Raw genomic sequence first — 18284 nt, 5'->3', positions numbered from 1 at the left:
AACTCCTAGTTTGATAACTAACTTATGAAGTTAGCGTGAACTATGGAGTGGCTGTAGGTGCTATCCCACACTCGGAGCCGAGTGCGTCGCAAATTTGCCCGAAAACTGTATCTAACCCGGTTTTGATATCGCTTGAGAAAGAGACCAGTACCACAGCAACTAAGGTTGCGGTAATGGCATATTCAATGCCCGCCGCGCCTTTTTCTTCTTTTAGAAAGGTGGTGGCTTTAACCACGGCGGCTATATGCAGTTTTCGAATCATATTAATCAGGGACATCTTAATCTCCTTATATACAGACGTACTCGCACCTTGAGCATTGTCCAGAGCTGGCACCAGCGCAACTGTAAAAAGTAATTAGACCCATGGGTATAGTTATAAAGTCATAGTGGTGAAATGGTGCAATTCCAGCTATCACTGTAACAAGCCGGTAAACGCTTTGGCGCGGGGTTTTACGCCCGAGTGGCGAGCGCGATGGAAAGCTGTTTACTGCCACCTGTATTGATGCCGCGCATTTAAAACAATAAGGCATTCACTAGTTGTCAGGGCAAAGGAGAAAGTCACCATGGACAGCCGGGTAACCATGGCGTTGGCTGGGGTTTTACTGCTGGGAGCAGTGGTTGCAGGGTATTGGGGAATTACGCTGAGCCAACAACCGCCACCCAGCAATAATGCAGCCGTAGCGCCAGCAGTCACTGCACAACCTCAAACCCTGAGCACGCGTATCGACGAGGCCGCAGATAACGCACAGCGTTCAGCCGTGGTGGTTGCAGTCAAGGCATTAGCCCCCTTTGTGCCGATCAAGGCTGAAGATCTTGCCATCGAGCAGCTGCGCGTGGCGCCGCAAGGCAGCTTCTCAAGTATCGAGCAGGTTGTCGGGCGCAGCAGCTGGAACCCCATTGGTGCGGGCACCTGGCTGAGCGAGGACAGCTTTGCCGCTGGCGGTCCGCTGGCGCAGATGATTCGTCCACAGGAGCGTGCAGTCGCCGTTGCGGTTGATGAGGTTATCAGCGGTGGCGGCCATGTGCGTCCCGGAGACTATGTGGATGTGCTGCTATTCATGCAGGAACAGGACGGCCAAAAGCAGCAAACCGCTCAGGTTGCAGTGCCTGCTGTGCGGCTCTTGAGTTATGGCCAGGAGCTGGGGCCGAACCTCAATGGCCAGGCGGTGCAGATCAAAGACAAGGACGACGCGAAAAAGCAACCCAAGGCCGGTCGCAGCGTCGTGCTTGCGGTACCGCAGGAGTTGGTGACTCGCCTGATGCTGGCCAGCCAGGCCGGTACTTTGCGCCTGGCCGTGCGCAGTGCTGACGAAGACTTGCACAAGCGTTACGCCGCAGGTGAGACCAATCTGGCGGCGCTCGATGATAAAACCCGCAGCCTGCTGCCGCTCAAGAGTCTTGAGGGCAGGGCGTCACCGCGTGCGGTGACAAGCCCGCGCGCTGTTGCCCGCAGCCCTGGAGTCCAGGTGTTTCGCGGCGTAGAAAATTCTTGGCAAACACCCTGACCTGCAAGGAAGCCAAAGCATGATCTGTATGAGTCGTCGGATCGCTTTCACCCTGGGCCTTATTGGCTGCGGCATGCTTCACCCCTCATTGCTGTTGGCTGCACCGGCGGCTTGCTCATCACTTGCGGCAGTGTCCGCGGTGATTGAAGTAGGGCAAGGCATGCAGCAGCAAATCCGTTATCCAATGGCGATCAAGCGTCTGGCGGTGGGTGATCCTGAAACCGCCGACGTGCGTTTGACCGGTAATGACAGTTTTTTGCTGACCGGTAAAAAGTCGGGCGCTACCAGCCTGATGGTCTGGACCTCATGCAGCGCCGAGCCACGCAGCAGCATGGTCTATGTCGAAGGTGTGGCAACGGCTGCCTTGGCCCGGCCTGTTCATCCCGACCCTCTGCAACTGCCTATCAGCCAGGTGCAGACGGACATCCGCTTTGTCGAAGTCAGCCGCAGCAAGATGAAACAGGCGAGCACCTCGATATTTGGCACCGGCTCCAACAACTTTCTCTTCGGCGCGCCAGGTACTGTCGGCGGGGTAACTGTTTCTCCCGGTCAGGTGGGTGGTATCAGTCCGGCAATCCCGCTGGTGAACAACGGCTTCAATGTTGTCTTCGGCGGCGGCAGCAGCAAAGTGCTGGGGATCTTGAATGCCCTGGAGGGCAGCGGTTTCGCCTACACCCTGGCCAAACCCAGCCTGGTTGCGCTGAGTGGCCAGAGTGCAAGTTTCCTTGCCGGTGGCGAATTCCCTGTCCCGGTGCCAAGCAGCGGCAGTGACAACATCAGCATCGAATACAAGGAGTACGGCGTGCGCTTGACCCTGACGCCGACAGTGGTGGGGTCCAACCGGATCAACCTCAAGGTCGCCCCCGAGGTGAGCGAGTTGAATTTCGCCGCCGGTATCGAGATCGCCGGCACCGTGGTTCCGGCGCTGAATGTACGACGCACAGACACCAGCATCAGCCTGGCGGATGGTGAGAGCTTTGTGATCAGCGGCTTGATCAGCAGCAGCAATACCGCCCAGCTGGACAAGTTTCCTGGCCTGGGCGACATCCCGATCCTGGGCGCCTTCTTTCGTTCGACCAACATCAACCGCGAAGACCGTGAGCTGCTGATGGTCGTCACGCCTCATCTGGTCCAGCCGCTTGCGGCCGATGCACAAATGCCTTCTTTGCCAGGGGAAAACCTGCGTACTTACGATCCGAACTTTTTCAAGATGTACTTCTTCGAGAACGGCAATTTCGACAAACGCTCCGGCTTGTCGCAATAGGGGTTGATTATGAGTCAGACATTTTTAGCCTTGACCCGTAATGACGCCGACCTTGAATGGCTGCGGGGCTCATTGAGCTCGTTGGGCGAAGTGCTCAAAGTCGGTCATGGTGCCTTGAACGAAGTGCTATCGCTGGCAGACGTGACCGGTGCCGGGTTGTTATTTGTCGGCCTTGATCGGGAAAACCTGGTGGCGCAGAGCTCACTGATCGAAGGCGTGCTTGAAGCCAAGCCGATGCTGGCAATTGTGGCGCTGGGCGATGGCCTGGATAACCAGTTGGTATTGAGCGCCATGCGTGCTGGGGCGCGTGACTTTATTGCCTACGGCGCGCGTACCAGCGAGGTGACGGGCTTGGTGCGTCACCTGAGTCGACGCATGCCGAGCCTGCAACCGAGTCCCCAAGCCGGCAAGCTGATAGCCTTGTATTGTCGCCAGCAGGATATCGATGCAAGTGTGATTTCCAGCCACTTGGCACTGGCGATCTCCCAGACCAGTCAAACCACCTTGCTCCTCGACTTGGGATTGCCGCCAGGCGAGGGCTTGGCCACCCTGGGGTTGCAGGCGTCATTCAATTTTGCCGATGCCATGCGCAATATCCGACGTATGGATGCAAGCCTGATCGACAGTGCCTTCAGCCAAACCGCTTGTGGCATGCGTGTCCTCTCGCAAGCGGCCAAGGATCAGCCTCTTGAAACGGCCACGGCAGCGGAGTTGTACCTGCTGCTCGGGGCGCTGCGCCAGCACTTCCAGTTTATTGTGGTCAATCTTGCAGGCCAGCCCGACAGCGAGGCGCTACGCCTGTTTGTGAGTAACGCCGAACGCTTGCTGTGGTGCACCGATCAAGGGGTTTCTGGTTGTCAGCGCAATCTTGAACTGCTGGCCAACTGGCGAGAGGCCGGGCTCAAGCTACACAACGCCAGCTTGCTGGTTGACCGGTACATGCCCAGCGTCGCCCCGGACAGCGAAACCCTGGGCAAGACCTTCGCGCTACCGGTGATCGAAGTGCTGCCTTCCAGCCCCGAAGTGCGAATGAGTGCGCGCAACCTGGGGCGTAGTTTGTTCGATGTGGCGCCCCGTGAGCGGATCAGCAAGGCGCTGCGCCAGTTGGGTTGCCTGCTGGCCGAGCGCCGTAAAGATGCGCGGGCATCACGCTGGCCATGGCCGAGGAGGAAGTCCGCATGAGTGGCGAAACACTGTTTGGTGGCACCGCTCGCTACAGCCAGGAAGGTCAATATGACGGCCAGGGCCTGAAGCTGATCCTGCACCGTTTTATCATCGATGCCATCGACGATGAAGGGGTCAATATTCTTGAAAGCCCAAGGCCCCAGGTTTCACGTTTTGTCACGGATCGGGTGGTGGATTACGTCAACCGTCATCATCTGGCCGTGTCGCGTTACGAAATGGAGCGGCTGGCCGAAGAACTGGTCGATGAACTCACCGGTTTTGGCCCGCTCGAGGTGTTGCTGCATGACAGCTCGGTGACCGAGATTCTGGTCAATGGCCCCAATCGCGTGTTTATCGAGCGCGACGGCATGCTCCATCAGAGCGACCTGCGTTTTATTGATGACCAGCATGTGCAGCGAGTCATTCAGCGAATCCTGGCCCCGCTTGGGCGCCGGCTTGATGAATCTTGCCCAATGGTCGATGCACGTATGCCGGATGGCAGCCGGGTCAATGCGATTATCCCGCCAATCGCCCTTGATGGTCCTTGCCTGTCAGTGCGTAAGTTTCGCAAGGACTTGCTGCAAAGCGCGGATTTGCTCGCGCACCAGTCGGTTGATGAAGCCGTCCTGCAATTTATCCGGCTGGCCGTGAGCCAGCGCTGTAATGTTCTGGTCAGCGGCGGCACCGGCACCGGCAAGACCACCATGCTCAATGTCATGAGCTTGTTGGTTGCAGACCACGAGCGGATTGTCACCATCGAAGACACCGCCGAGTTGCAGCTTAACCACCCGCACGTTGTACGCCTGGAAACACGCCCGCCCAATGCCGAAGGTCATGGTGAGGTGGCGGCCAGTGACCTGATTCGTAACGCCTTGCGGATGCGCCCGGACCGAATCATTCTTGGTGAGATTCGCGGCGTGGAAGTGATCGACGTGCTGCAGGCCATGAACACCGGCCATGACGGCTCAATGAGCACCGTGCATGCCAACAGCGCGCAGGATGCGTTACTGCGCCTGGAAACCCTGGTCGGGCTCACTGGCCGTCAGGTCGCCGAGCGTACCTTGCGCCAGATGATCTGTGCTGCGCTCGACATCGTTATCCAGCTCACCCGCCTGCCCAATGGCCGCCGTTGCGTCAGTGAAGTGGTCGAGGTGGTGGGCATTCGGGATGATGTCTACGTGACCAATACCTTGTTCCGGCTCGAACGTCATTCCGGCAAGTTCCTCCGCGAAGCCATGAACCCTGCCAGTGAAAAACTCCAGCATGCCTGGCGGGAACTGCAATGAGCGCGCCGCTGCTGCTGGCTGCAGTCTGCCTGGTGTTGGCGGCATTGGGCCTGCTGGTGATGCAGTACGGTTGGCGCCAGTCACGTGCCGAGCAGGTCATTGAGCGGCTCGGTCAAGCCAAGCCGGAAATGATCAAGGACAGTCGTTGGGGCTGGCTGGAACGTGCCTTCCTGCGCGCCGGCTTGAAGCTGCCCAGCGAGCGGCTTGGACTCTTGTTCAGCCTCTGGATGGTACTGCTGGTGCTGAGCCAGTTGCTCGGCGGCTGGCTGTTTACCTTGTTTGCGCTGGTGTTGCCGCCATTGGGCCTGCATATGCTGCTTGGTTGGCGTTATCGTCGGCGCCTGCGGCGGGTGGTGCATCAGTTGCCGCAGATGCTCGACCAGGTCATGCGCAGCCTGCAGACTGGCCGAACCCTGGGTGATGCCCTGGTCAAGGGGATCGATAACGCTCCGGAGCCCCTGCATGGCGCATTGGCGCGGGTGCAGCGCAACGTCAAACTCGGGGTCAGCTTGCCGGAGGCATTGGATGATGTCGCCGAACTCTATGAGCAAGAGGAGCTGCGGATTCTCGCCTTGGGGGTCAAGGTCAATCATCGCTTTGGTGGCAGTGCCAGCGAATTGTTGGCAGGCCTGATCAAAGTGATCCAGGAGCGCGAGCAAATCGCCCGGCAGCTTCGTGCAATGACCGGTGAAACCCGGCTGACGGCCGTGGTTCTGGGCTTGCTCCCGATTTCGATGGCCGCCTATATATTGGCGGTCAACCCCAGCTATTTGATGAGCATGTGGCTCGATAGCAGCGGCCAGAAAATGCTCCTGTGTGCCTTTATCCTGCAAGTGCTGGGCACCCTGATGCTCTGGCGCATGCTGAGGAGTATCTGACATGGCCTGGGCTGCGATGGTCTTGCTGCTGTCCATGGCGGCAGCCTTGTTGATTGCCAATGCGGTGCAGCAACAACGGGTGCGGGCTGTTGTCGCCAAGCGCCTGAGCGGTAGCCGTGAGCAAGCCGATCACAAGCACCGGCGCGGCGATGTACTTATCCAGCAGCTTGGTCGCAGTGGCCTGGGGCGCAAGTTGCTGAGCATGGATGGTGAGACGCACCTACTGCTTAACCGCATCGGTTGGCGTCGGGCTCATCAGCGGGCGTTCTACATGGCCTGCCAACTCCTGCTGCCATTTCTTATGTTGGGGCTGGTAGTCCTGGTCATTTCATTCCTGGCGCAGCCTCCGGAAAAGGCCTGGGTGTACTGGATACTGGCCCTGGGTTGCGGTTTTCTGTTGCCCAAGCGGGTGCTGGCTATGACCGCGACCCGGCGTCAGCAGCAACTGGTTAACGAAGTCTCCATATTCATTCCGCTGTTGCGCATCTTATTCGATGCCGGCTTGACGGTTGAGCAGTCTTTGCGGGTTATCAGCCTGGAAAGTAAAAAATTGCTGCCGGTACTGACCACGGAGCTCGATGCGGTGCTCAAGCATGTTGACTCAGGCCTGGAACTGGCCGACGAACTTAGCATCATGGGCAAGCAGTTGGATGTCGATGAGCTGAGTGACAGCCTGGCGATTCTGCAACAACTGATTCGCCAGGGCGGCGGCGCAATGAGTTCTTTGCTGGCGCTGAAAAAACTACTGGATGAACGCCGCTTGACCAACCTGCAGGAGTACATCTCCAAGCTGTCAGGAAAGATGTCAGTGGTGATGATGCTGTTTCTGTTTCCTGCATTGCTGATCGTCCTTGCCGGGCCAGGCATGAGCGCAATAGGCCGCGCACTTGGAGGTATTTCATGAAGTTGGCAACAGTGTTTTGCAGCGCGTTGTGCGCAGCGGTTTTAACTGGCTGCGCGTCGAACCAGGTGATGCCCGGATATGCCGCCGATAGCGGTAAAGCCTGTGCCAACAAACCCAGCCAGGAACAGGAGTTGGCGCTGAACCTGGCCAAAGAAATGGCGGACGAGGGACGCCTGTATGCGGCGCTGGCCAACTTGCAGGGGTTGCCGCAATCCTCGCCCGAGGTGCGCCTACGCCAGGCACGGATCATGCGCAGCATTGGTCGCGGAGAGGCGCAAGCGCTTTATCAAAGCCTGATCGGGACTTGCCTGAGCGCCGCCGGCGAGCAAGGGCTTGGGCAACTTGCTGCCGCGCGCGGTGATCAGGTCGAGGCCATGCAACGGCTCGAACGCGCCGCAGCGTTGGCTCCCACCGACGCCAAGATTCGCAATGACCTTGGCGTGGTTTATCTCACACAAAAGCGTACTGACGATGCACGGTTCGAGTTTCTGACCGCCGTGGAGCTGAGTCAGTCAGACAGCTTGCCAACGACCAATCTGCTGGCCCTGTTGTTTGTGGAAAACAAATCGCAGCAAGCCGCTGACCTGGTCTCGCGTCTGCACTTGAGCGCGGCGCAGGTTCGTGAAGCGTTGCAGCGATCCGAACAGCTGAAATCAGCTGCAACCCCGCTGCCACTGGCTACCCAGGATGGCGCAAGTGATTCGACTGGTGGCTCAGCCGCTGTCGCATCTGTAGGTGTAATCGGTGAGGCCGTCAGCCTAATTCAACAGGACATCCAACCATGAATAGCTCATCCATAAAGCCTCTGGCCATTTGCGGTTTGCTGGTGTTGGGCTTGCTTGTGCCTGTTCCTTCACAGGCCGGGGACGCCGCGACCACCAGGCCGATACCCCAGAATTCAAAAACCGAAAGTTGGTTGGCTATCCAGCGTGAGGGGCGGGCTGCGTCCACGAAACTACAAACCGCGACCCCCGCCGAGCGTGAACTGGCTTACCAGCGCTGGCTCGACAGTTACAGCCACCCGATCCCCGAGTTTTACGAACAGGAGCAGGGCGGGAAAATGTCAACGGGAGGCAGCAACTAGCAGGGCGGACAACGCTTTCTTGTCCGCCATCTCGACGGTGGATAGATACAACGATGGTGGACAGGTTGCAGTTGTTTCATCAACGCGCAGGAGCACGAGCATGGCAGGCAGATGTTCTCCTCAATATGCACTGAGCTATCAACGCCAGCGCGGTGCGATCGGCATCATGGCCGCCTTGGTGATGCTGATGGCGCTTACCTTTTTGATGCTGGCAATCGACACGGGCCGCCTGTATCTGGAAAAGCGCAGCCTTCAGCGGGTGGCGGATATGGCGGCGCTGGAAGCGGTGTTGCGTGATGGAAATTGCCAAGCCGGGGCCGGGGCCACGACCGCGCAAAGCTATGCGGCCGAGAACGCGCAAGTCCGCAATGGCTTCACCCTTGATGCCAAGCGCACCTTGGTTGCCACCTGCGGGAATGTCGATGAAAGTGGCAGCCGCCGCAGCTTTCTTGCCGATATCACGGGCAGCGCGATCCAAGTCGATGCCCGGCGCGAGGTGCCCGCCAGCCTGATTCTGGGCGGACTATTTGGCGAGCAGGTGACTATTGCCGCCCAAGCGGTTGCCGCCAAGCGTGAGCCGCTTGCCGCATTGACCTTGCGCACGACCTTGGCAACGGTTGATTCCACCCAGTCGCCGCTGCTCAATGCACTGGTGGGTGGTTTGCTCGGAGGCTCGGTCAATCTCTCGGCTGTGGGCTGGGATGGTTTGGCCAAGAGCCAGATAAACCTTGTGGATTACCTCGATCAACTGGCTATCAACCAGGGCATTACCGTGGGCGATTACCAGTCCGTGCTCGATGAAAACCTGTCGCTTGGCACCTTGTTGGATGTGGCCGCCACCACGCTGCAGCAGGCGGGTACGAGCGCCGATCTGGATGCGGCGATTGCAGGGCTTAATGCCCTTTCCGCTGTGGTACCAGCCGCCTCGCCACTGCTGCAATTGAGCGACCTGATCAATGTCCAAAGCGCCACGCAGAAGGCGGGGCTGGATACCGCGCTCAATCTTCTGCAGTTGGTCCAGGGCACGATCGAGCTGGCCAACAGTAAAAGCGCCGCCATTGCCAGCCTGCCCATTACGGTACCAGGGCTGAGCAATGTAACCCTGAATATCAAGGTCATAGAACCGCCACAGCTGTCGGCGATTGGTAACCCCGAGCTGGCCAAGGCCGATCCCTATGGGCCGAACCAGATTGCCGTGCGCTCGGCGCAAATCCGCACCGCATTGAGTATTGATTTGAGTGGGACGACCAATGCTTTGGATAGCCTTTTACAGCCTGCGGGTGCTACCTCATCTGTTGGCAGCTTTTTGAATAGCGTTCTCAACCTTAACTTGCTCGGGGCAGTCGGTGATCTGGTGCAGGGAATTCTTTGTGGACCATGCGCAAGTAAAAGCATCAGTGCTGCACAGGTACTGCCTGGTGGTCGGATTGATGTGATGCTGGATGTCGCCGAGGCCCAGGCACGGGTTACCGATTACAGCTGTACCAGCAGCACCGATAAGACCCTTGAAGTGGATGTGACGACATCCGCTTTGAACCTGGCCGTTGGGCAATTGGGCGATGATCCGGCAGATGTTCGGGATAAGGTATTCAACTCGCCCAACCTACCTGTCGCGGCCCCATTGGCTTTGATCAAACTCGGCGAGCAAAGGGTCAGGCCAACATCATGCCTGCTGACTATTTGCTTCGATCCTCAGTGGCAAACAACCAGCGGAAGCTGGGTGTCAGACCGCAAGCAAGCTGCATTTACCGTTCGCTCCGGACTTGGCCTTACCCTTAACTCCAGCGTGATTGGCAGTGGGGTTAATGCGCCGCCCTTGCTCTACAGTGCGCCCAGCGCAAATGAACTGCCAAATGTTGGCGAGACGCCTTATTACCAGTCTGCTAACGCCAATAACAACGTGGCGGGTAGTTTGGCCACAACCTTGGCGGGTATTGATCTTGAGCCCTATGCCAGCAGCAGTCCAGGCTTGCTGGATGGCCTGATAACGACTTCAGTTAACCTTATCAGCTCACTGCTGGGTAGTTTGGAAGGTGTGATTCAGGGCGTACTTGCGCCGCTGGTTGATCCCTTGGTCGATACCCTGCTCAATGGTCTGGGCATTGAGTTGGCCAAGGCCGATGTGGGCGCCAACCTGACCTGCGGCAGTCGCGCCGAGTTGCTGCTATGAACCCCGGCGCGCACTGTGTTCGAGTTAAATCAGGCCCTGCGAATCAGCAGGTCAAAGGACAGCTGCGCGCTCGGCGCAGCAGCCATTTAGTGAGCGATCGCCGCAGAGCCTTCACTCTTTCGATTCGGCGACAACGCCAGCGCCAATTGCGTGCGGTTATGCATGTGGGTCAGGCGCAGTACTTGCGACACATAGAGTTTCACCGTGTTTTCGGTAATCCCCAGCTCGCAAGCAATCTGATAGTTGGTCAAGCCCTTGCCAATCAGGCGTGCGACTTCCAGTTGGCGCGGAGACAATTGATTGAAGTGCGCAGGGATTGCATCAGCACATTCTGTGGCAGGGTTGGGTTCAGTCTGGCCAAAGTGGCTGCGCATCTGGTGCAGGTCCAGGTGCAGCTCACCGATCGACTCAGCCAAAAAATGCAGCTTCTGGTTCATCTGGTCGAGCTTGGCGCCATCGTCGAGGCGTTCCTGCAAGTGCCGTTCAAGGCGTCGGACCGCCCGGCCAACTTCATCCATATTGATGGGTTTTTGATAGAAGTCGGCAACCCCTGCGCGCATAGCCGCGACCACATCCTGGGTTTCGGTTTGGCCCGTGAAAATAATCGCCTCGAACTGACGATTACCGTCGTAGGTTTTCTCCAGGGTGTTGATCAGGCTGATGCCACTTTTCCCCGGCAAGTGCAAATCGCTCAGCACAATGCCTATTTGCGGGTCAGCGCAGAACAACTCTATTGCCTCGTGCGCACTGTGACAGCCAATACAGGTGTAGCCGCTGTGGCTAAGAAACTCACAAAGCTCGTCAACGATATCCGGCTCGTCGTCCACAACGAGGAGTTTAATCAAGCGTTGATGCCTTTCCATGTCAGCTCATCCAGTCATTTTAGTTTTTTTAGTATCGATGTTGTGTTTGCAGCGAAAGCCCGGGCGATAAGTGCTGAATGCTCAAGATTGGTGGTTTCAAACAGTCAGTACGCTCGTCCCATACTTAAGGTATAGCACTTTGTCTGTATTCAGAAAGTTTTAGTCAGAATAAGGGATGTCAAAAATCCGCCAAAAAGAAATAGCCCGTAGGGGTAAGTCGATTTGGAGTGAGGTTGCAGATATTTGAGTCGCTCCTGGGTTGTGCGGCTGAGGGTCGGCCAGATGTTCTGGGCGGCGGCCGCCCAAGCGAGAAGAAAGATGCCCGCGGCGGCAATCGTTATCAGCAGTATCTGGCTGTTGCCGCAAAGGCCAATAAATAGCAAAAGCTTGAGGTCTGCCGCGCCCAGTTTGTTGAGCATGTAGCCGGGCAGACTGAGTAATACGGCGAAGCCCGCGGCGATAAAGGCATCTACTGCGGTGTAGCCGAGCAGGCTTTGATCACGTAGCAACAAATAGAAAAGGGCGAAGGCAATGCCACCGAATGTCAGCCAATTGGAAATGCGCTTTTTCTGGACATCCTGCAAGGCGCAAATCGCCAGCCAGAGAAGCAATATGGCTGTATTCATGAGGTTAAGGGCCTGTGAGTAAAAACAACAAAATGGTACGTTCGTGCATGGTTGTAAGTATTCGGCAATTCAACCTTGCTTTACAACCCTGCAAAACCTGTGGAATTAGTGATGGAGGCATTTGAAATGCGGCACCTCGTCAAGGGCAGTTTTGCTCACCACCAGAAGGGTGCCGCCGCGATCGAATTCGCCTTGGTATTCGTACTGTTCTTCGCCATTTTCTACGGCACTGTTAGTTATAGCCTGCCATTGTTGATGATGCAGTCATTTAACAACGCCTCCGCCGAGGCTGTGCGCCAAGCCGTGGGCCTGGTGCCGGGGCAGGCGGACTACCAGCAAGAAGCAATGACTGTGATTGATCAACAATTGAGCTGGATGCCCAGTTCGAGTCGTGACCTGGTTGCAGTCGCCATCACTCCACCGGGGGCCGATGGTGTGATGACGGTGCAGATCAGCTATCCGTACAACGCAAATCCGCTGGTGCCATTTCTTGTCATTCCGGGCATTGGACGATTGCCAAACTTGCCGGATGACCTTGTCGCAACTGCTAGCATCAAGCTGAATAATTAAGGAAAGGTCATGGCGAGCTGGTTCGGCTTCAATCCAAAAAATGATCTGGCAGCCAGTAATCAAGCGCCTGGGGACGCAGGAGCGCAGGCCCCATTGAATATGACGCCAAGTCCGGCGGGGTTGAGCTTGTATCTGGACACTCAAGGCTTGGTTACCCGCATTGCCGGGCCTTTGGCTGCGCGCCTGGCCGTCACGGCAACACAGCGCCCGCTCAATGACTACCTCTGCAATAGCTCGGCCCTGGCTGCTGATATTCCGAGTTATCAACAGCAATTGCTTGAACTTGATTTCAACGGTCGTGGCGGCTCGGTTATAACCCTGCGGGGCTGGTTGCAAGCATATGCCGAGGGTTGGTTATTGCAGCTATTGGATGTGTCTGACCTGGTCGAGCAGGCACGCAGCAGCGACCTGCGCCGCCATGTGCTGGCCGAGGCCGCCGACTTCGCCCAGCGCCTGGGCTATCAGTCAGGCGAGCGCTTGCAGACCGCAACTGTCGAGGTGCTCTGCGAGTTGCGCCAACGATTGCGAATCCCCAGTGTGGCGATAGCCTTGCGCGACCAGGCAGGCGAGTGGCGGGTCTATGCCCAGCAAAACGCTTACAACAGCCAGGCATGGCGTGACGAGCAGGCTTTGGGGCGGGTATTCGATGACATGTCGCAGGCCAGTCCACAGCAACTGAGCGCGCTGACATTAACCAAGCATCCTGGGCTTCAGGTGCTGTTTCCCCAGGGCCTTGGCTTTATTACGCCTTACCAGCATCAGGGGGTTACAACTGCCTGGCTGCTCTGTGCAGGGTTTGACGCCCAACTCCATGCCCCGGCCCTGCAGATTGCCGACTGGACGCGATTGTTTGACCAGATCGGCAGCGCCTTGACCGGGCGTATCCAGGCCTTGCAACAGGCCCATCAACAAGATCGGCAAAGCGCATTGCAGGGCCTGCTTGGCGCCGGTTGGTGGACATTCAACAGTCATGACCAGCGTTTGCAACTGGCGCCAGAACTGGCTGCTACGCTGGGGATCGAGCACGCTGGCGAGCTTGAGTTGTCAGCCTGGCTTGAGCACATCCATGGCAGTGACCGCGATGAGTTTCGCGTGCGACTCAATCGCCTGGTTGAGGGCGGGCACAGTTTTATCCAGTGCCTGCGTCTGCAGGTCGCCGGGCCTTGCGCTGGCTATAGCTGGTATCGCCTGCAAGCCCTGGCCAAGGGCGTGGGCAAGAGCCTGCGCATTTATGGTTTCCTGATCGATATCAGCGACATCAAGGAACAGCAGGCCAAGGCCTCGCAGGCCCATGAGCGGCTGAGCAACCTGATCGCCAGTGCGCCGGCGGTGATATATGTGCAGCGCCACGACGATGGGGCTTTGCTGCTGGAGTTCTGCAGCGACAGTTTGCAACCCTTGCTGGGGTGGAGCCTGGCTGAGCTGCAGGCGGGCCTGCTTGCCGAAATAGTCCATCCGGATGACCACGAAATCTTCTTTGACCGTGCACGGCAGTTGCTGCGCAGTGGCGCGGTCAGTTGCCGCTATCGCTTGCGTGATCGCCAAGGTCAATACCATTGGTTGTTGGATGAGTCGAAGCTGCTGCGCGATGAGCTGGGTCGCCCCCGTGAAGCCGTCGGCCTGTGGCTGGATATTACCGAGGCCACGCTTGCTGCCGAACGTATCCGTGAAAGTGAAGAGCGCTATCGAATTCTGGTCGAGGATTCACCAGCGATGATTTGCCGTTATCTGCCGGACCTGACGCTTAATTTCGCCAACCGGCCACTGGCGGATTACCTGGAACGCAGCACCGAGCAGCTGATTGGTGTCAACCTCGGGGAGTGGCTTTCCAGCGAGCAGCGTGATGCCTTTGCGCAACGGCTGCTTGGCCTCACGCCCGAGCAGCCGATCAGCACCGCTGAAATATGCATGCAGTTACCGGGGCGTGAGCATGCCTGGTGGGTGTGGGCCGATCGCGGCATTTTCGATGAGCAAGGCAAGCTGGTTGAAGTCCAGGCTGTCGGGCGCGACAACACCGAGGTCCGCAAGGCCCAGCAGCAACTGTTCCAAGGCGCCAAGATGGCAACCCTTGGCGAGATGGCGACCGGCATGGCCCATGAGTTGAACCAGCCGCTGAATGTAATGCGCATGGCGGTGGCCAATACCCTCAAGCGTATCTCGGCGGGCGAGGTGCCTGCCGAATACCTGGAAGACAAGCTCAAGCGGATCGAGGCGCAGGTGCTGCGCGCGGCGAGGATTGTCGATCATATGCGCGTGTTCGGGCGCCGCTCCGAGGCTGAACATGCCTTGTTTGACCCCATGCAGGCAATCGAGGGGGCCATGTCGCTGCTGCGCGATGGTTTATTGGGCAAGGGGGTCGAACTGCAGTTTGCGCCGGTGGATTTCAGGGTCAGGGTCAGTGGTCATGGCGATCAACTCGAGCAAGTGTTGATCAACCTGATGGTCAATGCGCGGGACGCGCTGTTCTCGCGCCTGGAGCGTGAATCCGACTTTGCCCCGCGCATTGCCTTGTCCGCTACGTTGTTGCCCGAAGGGGTGCTGATCGAGGTGCAGGACAACGCGGGGGGCATAGAACCGCGCTTGCTGGAGCGCATCTTCGAGCCGTTCTTTACCACTAAACCGGCGGGCAAAGGCACGGGTTTGGGGTTGTCGGTCAGCTTCGGCATCATCGAGCAAATGGGTGGGCAACTCAGGGCGTTTAATCGCGAGGAGGGTGCCTGTTTCAGCATTCTCTTACCGCCCGCTTTAAACCCCAACCCATAGTATGGCTAGCCATACAAAAGATCTGTCTCCTGCTGGTAAATAGTCAGGCACAAGCTAGTCTTCATGATGCTACGTTCCGGCAATGTATCGGGACGACAACTGCCTGATGCAGGAGAATCACGATGGATATGAATCGTCGACAGTTCTTCAAGGTCTGCGCTGTAGGCCTTGGAACGTCGAGCCTAGCGGCGTTGGGAGTTGCACCGCCCAATGCCTATGCCGACCAGATACGCCATTTCAAACTGGCGCGTACGATAGAGACGCGCAACACCTGTCCATATTGCTCGGTCGGTTGCGGCCTGATCATGTATAGCCAGGGCGACGCCGCGAAGAACGTTGCGCAAAATATTATCCATATCGAAGGCGACTCTGATCACCCGGTCAACCGTGGCACCCTTTGCCCCAAAGGCGCAGGGCTGCTCGACTTCGTGCACAGCGAAAGCCGCTTGAAGGTCCCGCAGGTGCGTGAGGCCGGTTCCAACGAGTGGAAAGAACTCGGCTGGGACGAAGCGCTTGATCGCATCTCCAAGCATATGAAGGCGGATCGTGACGCCAATTTCATCGAAACCAACGAGCAGGGCCAAAGGGTCAATCGCTGGTTGAGCACAGGCTTTCTCGCGGCGTCGGCATCGTCCAACGAAGCGGGCTACATCACTCACAAGGTGGTGCGTTCACTCGGCATATTAGGATTCGATAACCAAGCACGTGTCTGACACGGCCCGACGGTGGCAAGTCTTGCCCCGACGTTTGGCCGCGGCGCCATGACCAATCACTGGACCGACATCAAGAATGCCGATCTGGTTTTGATTATGGGCGGCAATGCTGCTGAAGCGCATCCGTGCGGCTTCAAATGGGTGACCGAAGCCAAGGCGCATAACAACGCCAAGCTGATTGTGGTTGATCCGCGCTTTACCCGTTCCGCCTCGGTGGCGGACCTGTATGCGCCTATTCGTACCGGCTCGGATATCGCCTTCCTCGGCGGCCTGATCTCCTACCTGATCGAAAACGACAAGTATCAGCACGAGTACGTGCGTAACTACACCGACGTCAGTTTTATCGTGCGCGAAGGCTATGACTTCGAGGCCGGTTTCTTTAGCGGCTACGACGAAGCCAAGCGCGGCTATCCGGACAAGTCCGGCTGGGGCTACGAGATTGGCGAGGATGGTTTTGCCAAGGTCGACCCTACCCTGAGTCACCCACGCTGCGTGTTCAACCTGCTGAAGAAGCATTACAGCCGCTATACGCCGGACATGGTCAGCAGCATTTGCGGCACGCCGAAAACCCAGATGATGCAGGTGTGGGACACCATCGCCGAGACTTCGGCGCCGGGCAAGGTCATGACCATCATGTATGCGCTCGGCTGGACCCAGCATTCCACTGGCTCGCAGATGATTCGTGCTGGCGCCATGTTGCAGCTGCTGCTGGGCAATATTGGTATGCCGGGCGGCGGCATGAACGCCTTGCGCGGTCACTCCAATATCCAGGGACTGACTGACCTTGGCTTGCTTTCAAACTTGCTGCCGGGTTACCTGACCCTGCCCAGCGACGCCGAGCAGGACTATGCGGCCTACATCGCCAAGCGCGCCAGTAAACCGCTGCGTCCGGGGCAACTGTCGTACTGGCAGAACTACGAGAAGTTCCACGTCAGCCTGATGAAGGCCTGGTACGGCAAGAACGTCAGCGCGGACAACAATTGGGGCTACGACTGGTTGCCCAAGCTCGATGCGCCGGCACCGGGTTACGACGTACTTAAAGTCTTCGACATGATGTATCAGGGCAAGGTCAATGGCTACTTCTGCCAGGGCTTCAACCCTATTGCCTCGTTCCCGAACAAGGCCAAGATTGGCGCGGCACTGGCCAAGCTCAAGTACCTTGTCATCATGGACCCGCTGGCCACCGAGACCTCCGAGTTCTGGCGCAACGTCGATGAGTTCAACGACGTCAATACCGCGGATATCCAGACCGAAGTGTTCCGCCTGCCAACCTCATGCTTTGCCGAGGAAGACGGCTCGCTGGTAAACAGTGGCCGTTGGCTGCAGTGGCACTGGAAGGGCGCCGAGCCGCCGGGCAAGGCGCGCACTGATATCCAGATCATGGCCGGCTTGTATCACCGCCTGCGGAATATGTATGCCACGGACGGTGGTAAATTCCCGGATCCGATCCTCAATCTGGACTGGCCGTATTTGCAGCCGGATGAGCCCTCGGCGGAAGAACTCGCCAGGGAGTATTCAGGCAAGGCGATAACCGACCTGACCGACCCTGCAACTGGCGCCCTGTTGGTCAAGGGCGGTGACCAACTGGCGGGCTTTGCGCAATTGCGCGCCGATGGCAGCACATCCAGCGGTTGTTGGTTGTTCTGCGGCTCCTGGACCCAGCAGGGCAACCAGATGGCGCGGCGTGACAACTCAGATCCCTACGGTATCGGCCAAACCCTTGGCTGGGCCTGGTCCTGGCCTGCGAACCGGCGGATTCTCTACAACCGCGCCTCTGCCGATGTGTCAGGCAAACCCTGGCAAGACCTGAAAAAACCGCTGGTGTTCTGGAACGGCAAGTCATGGGGCGGCGCCGATGTGCCGGACTTCAAGGCTGATTCACCGCCGGAGGCGGGGATGAATCCGTTCATCATGAACCCGGAAGGGGTGGCACGATTCTTTGCCGTCGACAAGATGGCCGAGGGCCCGTTCCCGGAACACTACGAACCCTTTGAAACGCCGATTGGGCGCAACCCGCTGCATCCTGACGATCCGCGTGTCACCAGCAACCCCGCTGCTCGGGTGTTCAAGGGTGACATGGAGCTGTTCGGTAGCGCGGCGGATTTCCCCTATGCCGCAACGACCTACCGGCTGACCGAGCACTTCCACTTCTGGACCAAGCACTGCCGCCTGAACGCGATTGTGCAGCCCGAGCAGTTCGTGGAAATCAGCGAGGCCCTGGGTAAAGAGCTGGGCATAGCCGCAGGCGATTGGGTCAAGGTGTCGAGCAACCGTGGCTACATCAAGGCGGTGGCGGTGGTCACCAAGCGCCTCAAGCCATTGACGGTCGATGGTAAAACCGTGCACCAGATCGGAATCCCGATTCACTGGGGGTTCTCCGGTACGGCGCGCAATGGCTACCTGACCAATACCTTGACCCCCTTCGTTGGCGACGCCAACACGCAAACGCCGGAGTTCAAGTCCTTCCTCGTCAACGTGGAAAAGGCATAGGAGC

At 58.0% G+C, this 18284-nt stretch carries 15 protein-coding genes; 12 read left to right on the top strand and 3 right to left on the bottom strand.

The features are described from left to right. Window positions 1-40: 40 nt before the first annotated feature. Window positions 41-277, bottom strand: coding sequence for a Flp family type IVb pilin (locus CHB79_RS09875; RefSeq protein ID WP_245851417.1), 237 nt, complete (start codon window positions 275-277; stop codon window positions 41-43). Between the two features lie 286 nt (window positions 278-563). Between CHB79_RS09875 and cpaB the strand changes: the two genes are divergently transcribed. The 9 genes from cpaB to CHB79_RS09830 all read left to right on the top strand — a co-directional run bounded on the left by cpaB (window position 564) and on the right by CHB79_RS09830 (window position 10255). Further along, window positions 564-1505: a Flp pilus assembly protein CpaB gene (gene cpaB, locus CHB79_RS09870; RefSeq protein ID WP_089359735.1), complete on the top strand. Its 942-nt coding sequence runs from the start codon at window positions 564-566 to the stop codon at window positions 1503-1505. A gap of 73 nt (window positions 1506-1578) precedes the next feature. Then, window positions 1579-2769, top strand: a complete 1191-nt coding sequence (locus CHB79_RS09865) for a type II and III secretion system protein family protein (RefSeq protein ID WP_176443177.1) — start codon at window positions 1579-1581, stop codon at window positions 2767-2769. Between the two features lie 9 nt (window positions 2770-2778). Then, entirely contained in the window at window positions 2779-3951 is a 1173-nt protein-coding gene (locus tag CHB79_RS09860) for a CpaE/TadZ family protein (RefSeq protein WP_089359733.1), read from the top strand. Then, on the top strand, window positions 3948-5219 hold the full coding sequence (locus CHB79_RS09855; RefSeq protein ID WP_089359732.1) for a TadA family conjugal transfer-associated ATPase: 1272 nt from the start codon (window positions 3948-3950) through the stop codon (window positions 5217-5219). The genes CHB79_RS09860 and CHB79_RS09855 overlap by 4 nt, the downstream gene beginning before the upstream one ends. After that, the gene (locus CHB79_RS09850; RefSeq protein WP_089359731.1) at window positions 5216-6097 is read left to right on the top strand and encodes a type II secretion system F family protein; all 882 of its coding nucleotides are present in this window, start codon (window positions 5216-5218) and stop codon (window positions 6095-6097) included. The genes CHB79_RS09855 and CHB79_RS09850 overlap by 4 nt, the downstream gene beginning before the upstream one ends. 1 nt (window position 6098) lies before the next feature. Beyond that, window positions 6099-7001: a type II secretion system F family protein gene (locus CHB79_RS09845; protein ID WP_010490610.1), complete on the top strand. Its 903-nt coding sequence runs from the start codon at window positions 6099-6101 to the stop codon at window positions 6999-7001. Then, on the top strand, window positions 6998-7786 hold the full coding sequence (locus CHB79_RS09840; protein WP_089359730.1) for a tetratricopeptide repeat protein: 789 nt from the start codon (window positions 6998-7000) through the stop codon (window positions 7784-7786). Before CHB79_RS09845 ends, CHB79_RS09840 begins: the two co-directional genes overlap by 4 nt. Continuing rightward, window positions 7783-8085 carry a DUF3613 domain-containing protein gene (locus CHB79_RS09835; protein ID WP_089359729.1) on the top strand — a complete coding sequence of 101 codons (303 nt, stop codon included), beginning with the start codon at window positions 7783-7785 and terminating at the stop codon, window positions 8083-8085. The genes CHB79_RS09840 and CHB79_RS09835 overlap by 4 nt, the downstream gene beginning before the upstream one ends. A 100-nt stretch (window positions 8086-8185) precedes the next feature. Continuing rightward, a complete protein-coding gene (locus CHB79_RS09830) occupies window positions 8186-10255 on the top strand; it encodes a TadG family pilus assembly protein (protein ID WP_089359728.1) in 2070 nt (689 codons plus the stop codon). An 86-nt stretch (window positions 10256-10341) separates the two neighbouring features. Here CHB79_RS09830 and CHB79_RS09825 read toward each other — a convergent pair whose 3' ends face one another. Then, window positions 10342-11118, bottom strand: a complete 777-nt coding sequence (locus CHB79_RS09825) for a response regulator transcription factor (protein WP_010490616.1) — start codon at window positions 11116-11118, stop codon at window positions 10342-10344. A 149-nt stretch (window positions 11119-11267) separates the two neighbouring features. Further along, entirely contained in the window at window positions 11268-11744 is a 477-nt protein-coding gene (locus CHB79_RS09820; protein ID WP_089359727.1) for a prepilin peptidase, read from the bottom strand. A gap of 126 nt (window positions 11745-11870) precedes the next feature. Between CHB79_RS09820 and CHB79_RS09815 the strand changes: the two genes are divergently transcribed. The 3 genes from CHB79_RS09815 to fdnG all read left to right on the top strand — a co-directional run bounded on the left by CHB79_RS09815 (window position 11871) and on the right by fdnG (window position 18280). Then, entirely contained in the window at window positions 11871-12314 is a 444-nt protein-coding gene (locus tag CHB79_RS09815; RefSeq protein ID WP_245851415.1) for a TadE/TadG family type IV pilus assembly protein, read from the top strand. 9 nt (window positions 12315-12323) lie between these two features. Further along, window positions 12324-15077, top strand: a complete 2754-nt coding sequence (locus CHB79_RS09810; protein ID WP_089359725.1) for a PAS domain-containing sensor histidine kinase — start codon at window positions 12324-12326, stop codon at window positions 15075-15077. 122 nt (window positions 15078-15199) lie between these two features. After that, complete coding sequence (gene fdnG / locus CHB79_RS09800; RefSeq protein ID WP_141133422.1) at window positions 15200-18280, top strand: formate dehydrogenase-N subunit alpha; 3081 nt, start codon at window positions 15200-15202, stop codon at window positions 18278-18280. The last annotated feature ends 4 nt before the right edge of the window (window positions 18281-18284 follow it).

The organism is Pseudomonas segetis (genome assembly GCF_900188155.1).
Lineage (GTDB): Bacteria > Pseudomonadota > Gammaproteobacteria > Pseudomonadales > Pseudomonadaceae > Aquipseudomonas > Aquipseudomonas segetis.
This window is presented reverse-complemented; position numbering and strand designations above follow the sequence as displayed.

Bases quoted from the DNA above. Each gene is read 5' to 3' on its own strand.
- CHB79_RS09875 (WP_245851417.1), bottom strand. From the start codon at position 277: ATGTCCCTGATTAATATGATTCGAAAACTGCATATAGCCGCCGTGGTT.
- cpaB (WP_089359735.1), top strand. From the start codon at position 564: ATGGACAGCCGGGTAACCATGGCGTTGGCTGGGGTTTTACTGCTGGGA.
- CHB79_RS09865 (WP_176443177.1), top strand. From the start codon at position 1,579: ATGCTTCACCCCTCATTGCTGTTGGCTGCACCGGCGGCTTGCTCATCA.
- CHB79_RS09860 (WP_089359733.1), top strand. From the start codon at position 2,779: ATGAGTCAGACATTTTTAGCCTTGACCCGTAATGACGCCGACCTTGAA.
- CHB79_RS09855 (WP_089359732.1), top strand. From the start codon at position 3,948: ATGAGTGGCGAAACACTGTTTGGTGGCACCGCTCGCTACAGCCAGGAA.
- CHB79_RS09850 (WP_089359731.1), top strand. From the start codon at position 5,216: ATGAGCGCGCCGCTGCTGCTGGCTGCAGTCTGCCTGGTGTTGGCGGCA.
- CHB79_RS09845 (WP_010490610.1), top strand. From the start codon at position 6,099: ATGGCCTGGGCTGCGATGGTCTTGCTGCTGTCCATGGCGGCAGCCTTG.
- CHB79_RS09840 (WP_089359730.1), top strand. From the start codon at position 6,998: ATGAAGTTGGCAACAGTGTTTTGCAGCGCGTTGTGCGCAGCGGTTTTA.
- CHB79_RS09835 (WP_089359729.1), top strand. From the start codon at position 7,783: ATGAATAGCTCATCCATAAAGCCTCTGGCCATTTGCGGTTTGCTGGTG.
- CHB79_RS09830 (WP_089359728.1), top strand. From the start codon at position 8,186: ATGGCAGGCAGATGTTCTCCTCAATATGCACTGAGCTATCAACGCCAG.
- CHB79_RS09825 (WP_010490616.1), bottom strand. From the start codon at position 11,118: ATGGAAAGGCATCAACGCTTGATTAAACTCCTCGTTGTGGACGACGAG.
- CHB79_RS09820 (WP_089359727.1), bottom strand. From the start codon at position 11,744: ATGAATACAGCCATATTGCTTCTCTGGCTGGCGATTTGCGCCTTGCAG.
- CHB79_RS09815 (WP_245851415.1), top strand. From the start codon at position 11,871: ATGCGGCACCTCGTCAAGGGCAGTTTTGCTCACCACCAGAAGGGTGCC.
- CHB79_RS09810 (WP_089359725.1), top strand. From the start codon at position 12,324: ATGGCGAGCTGGTTCGGCTTCAATCCAAAAAATGATCTGGCAGCCAGT.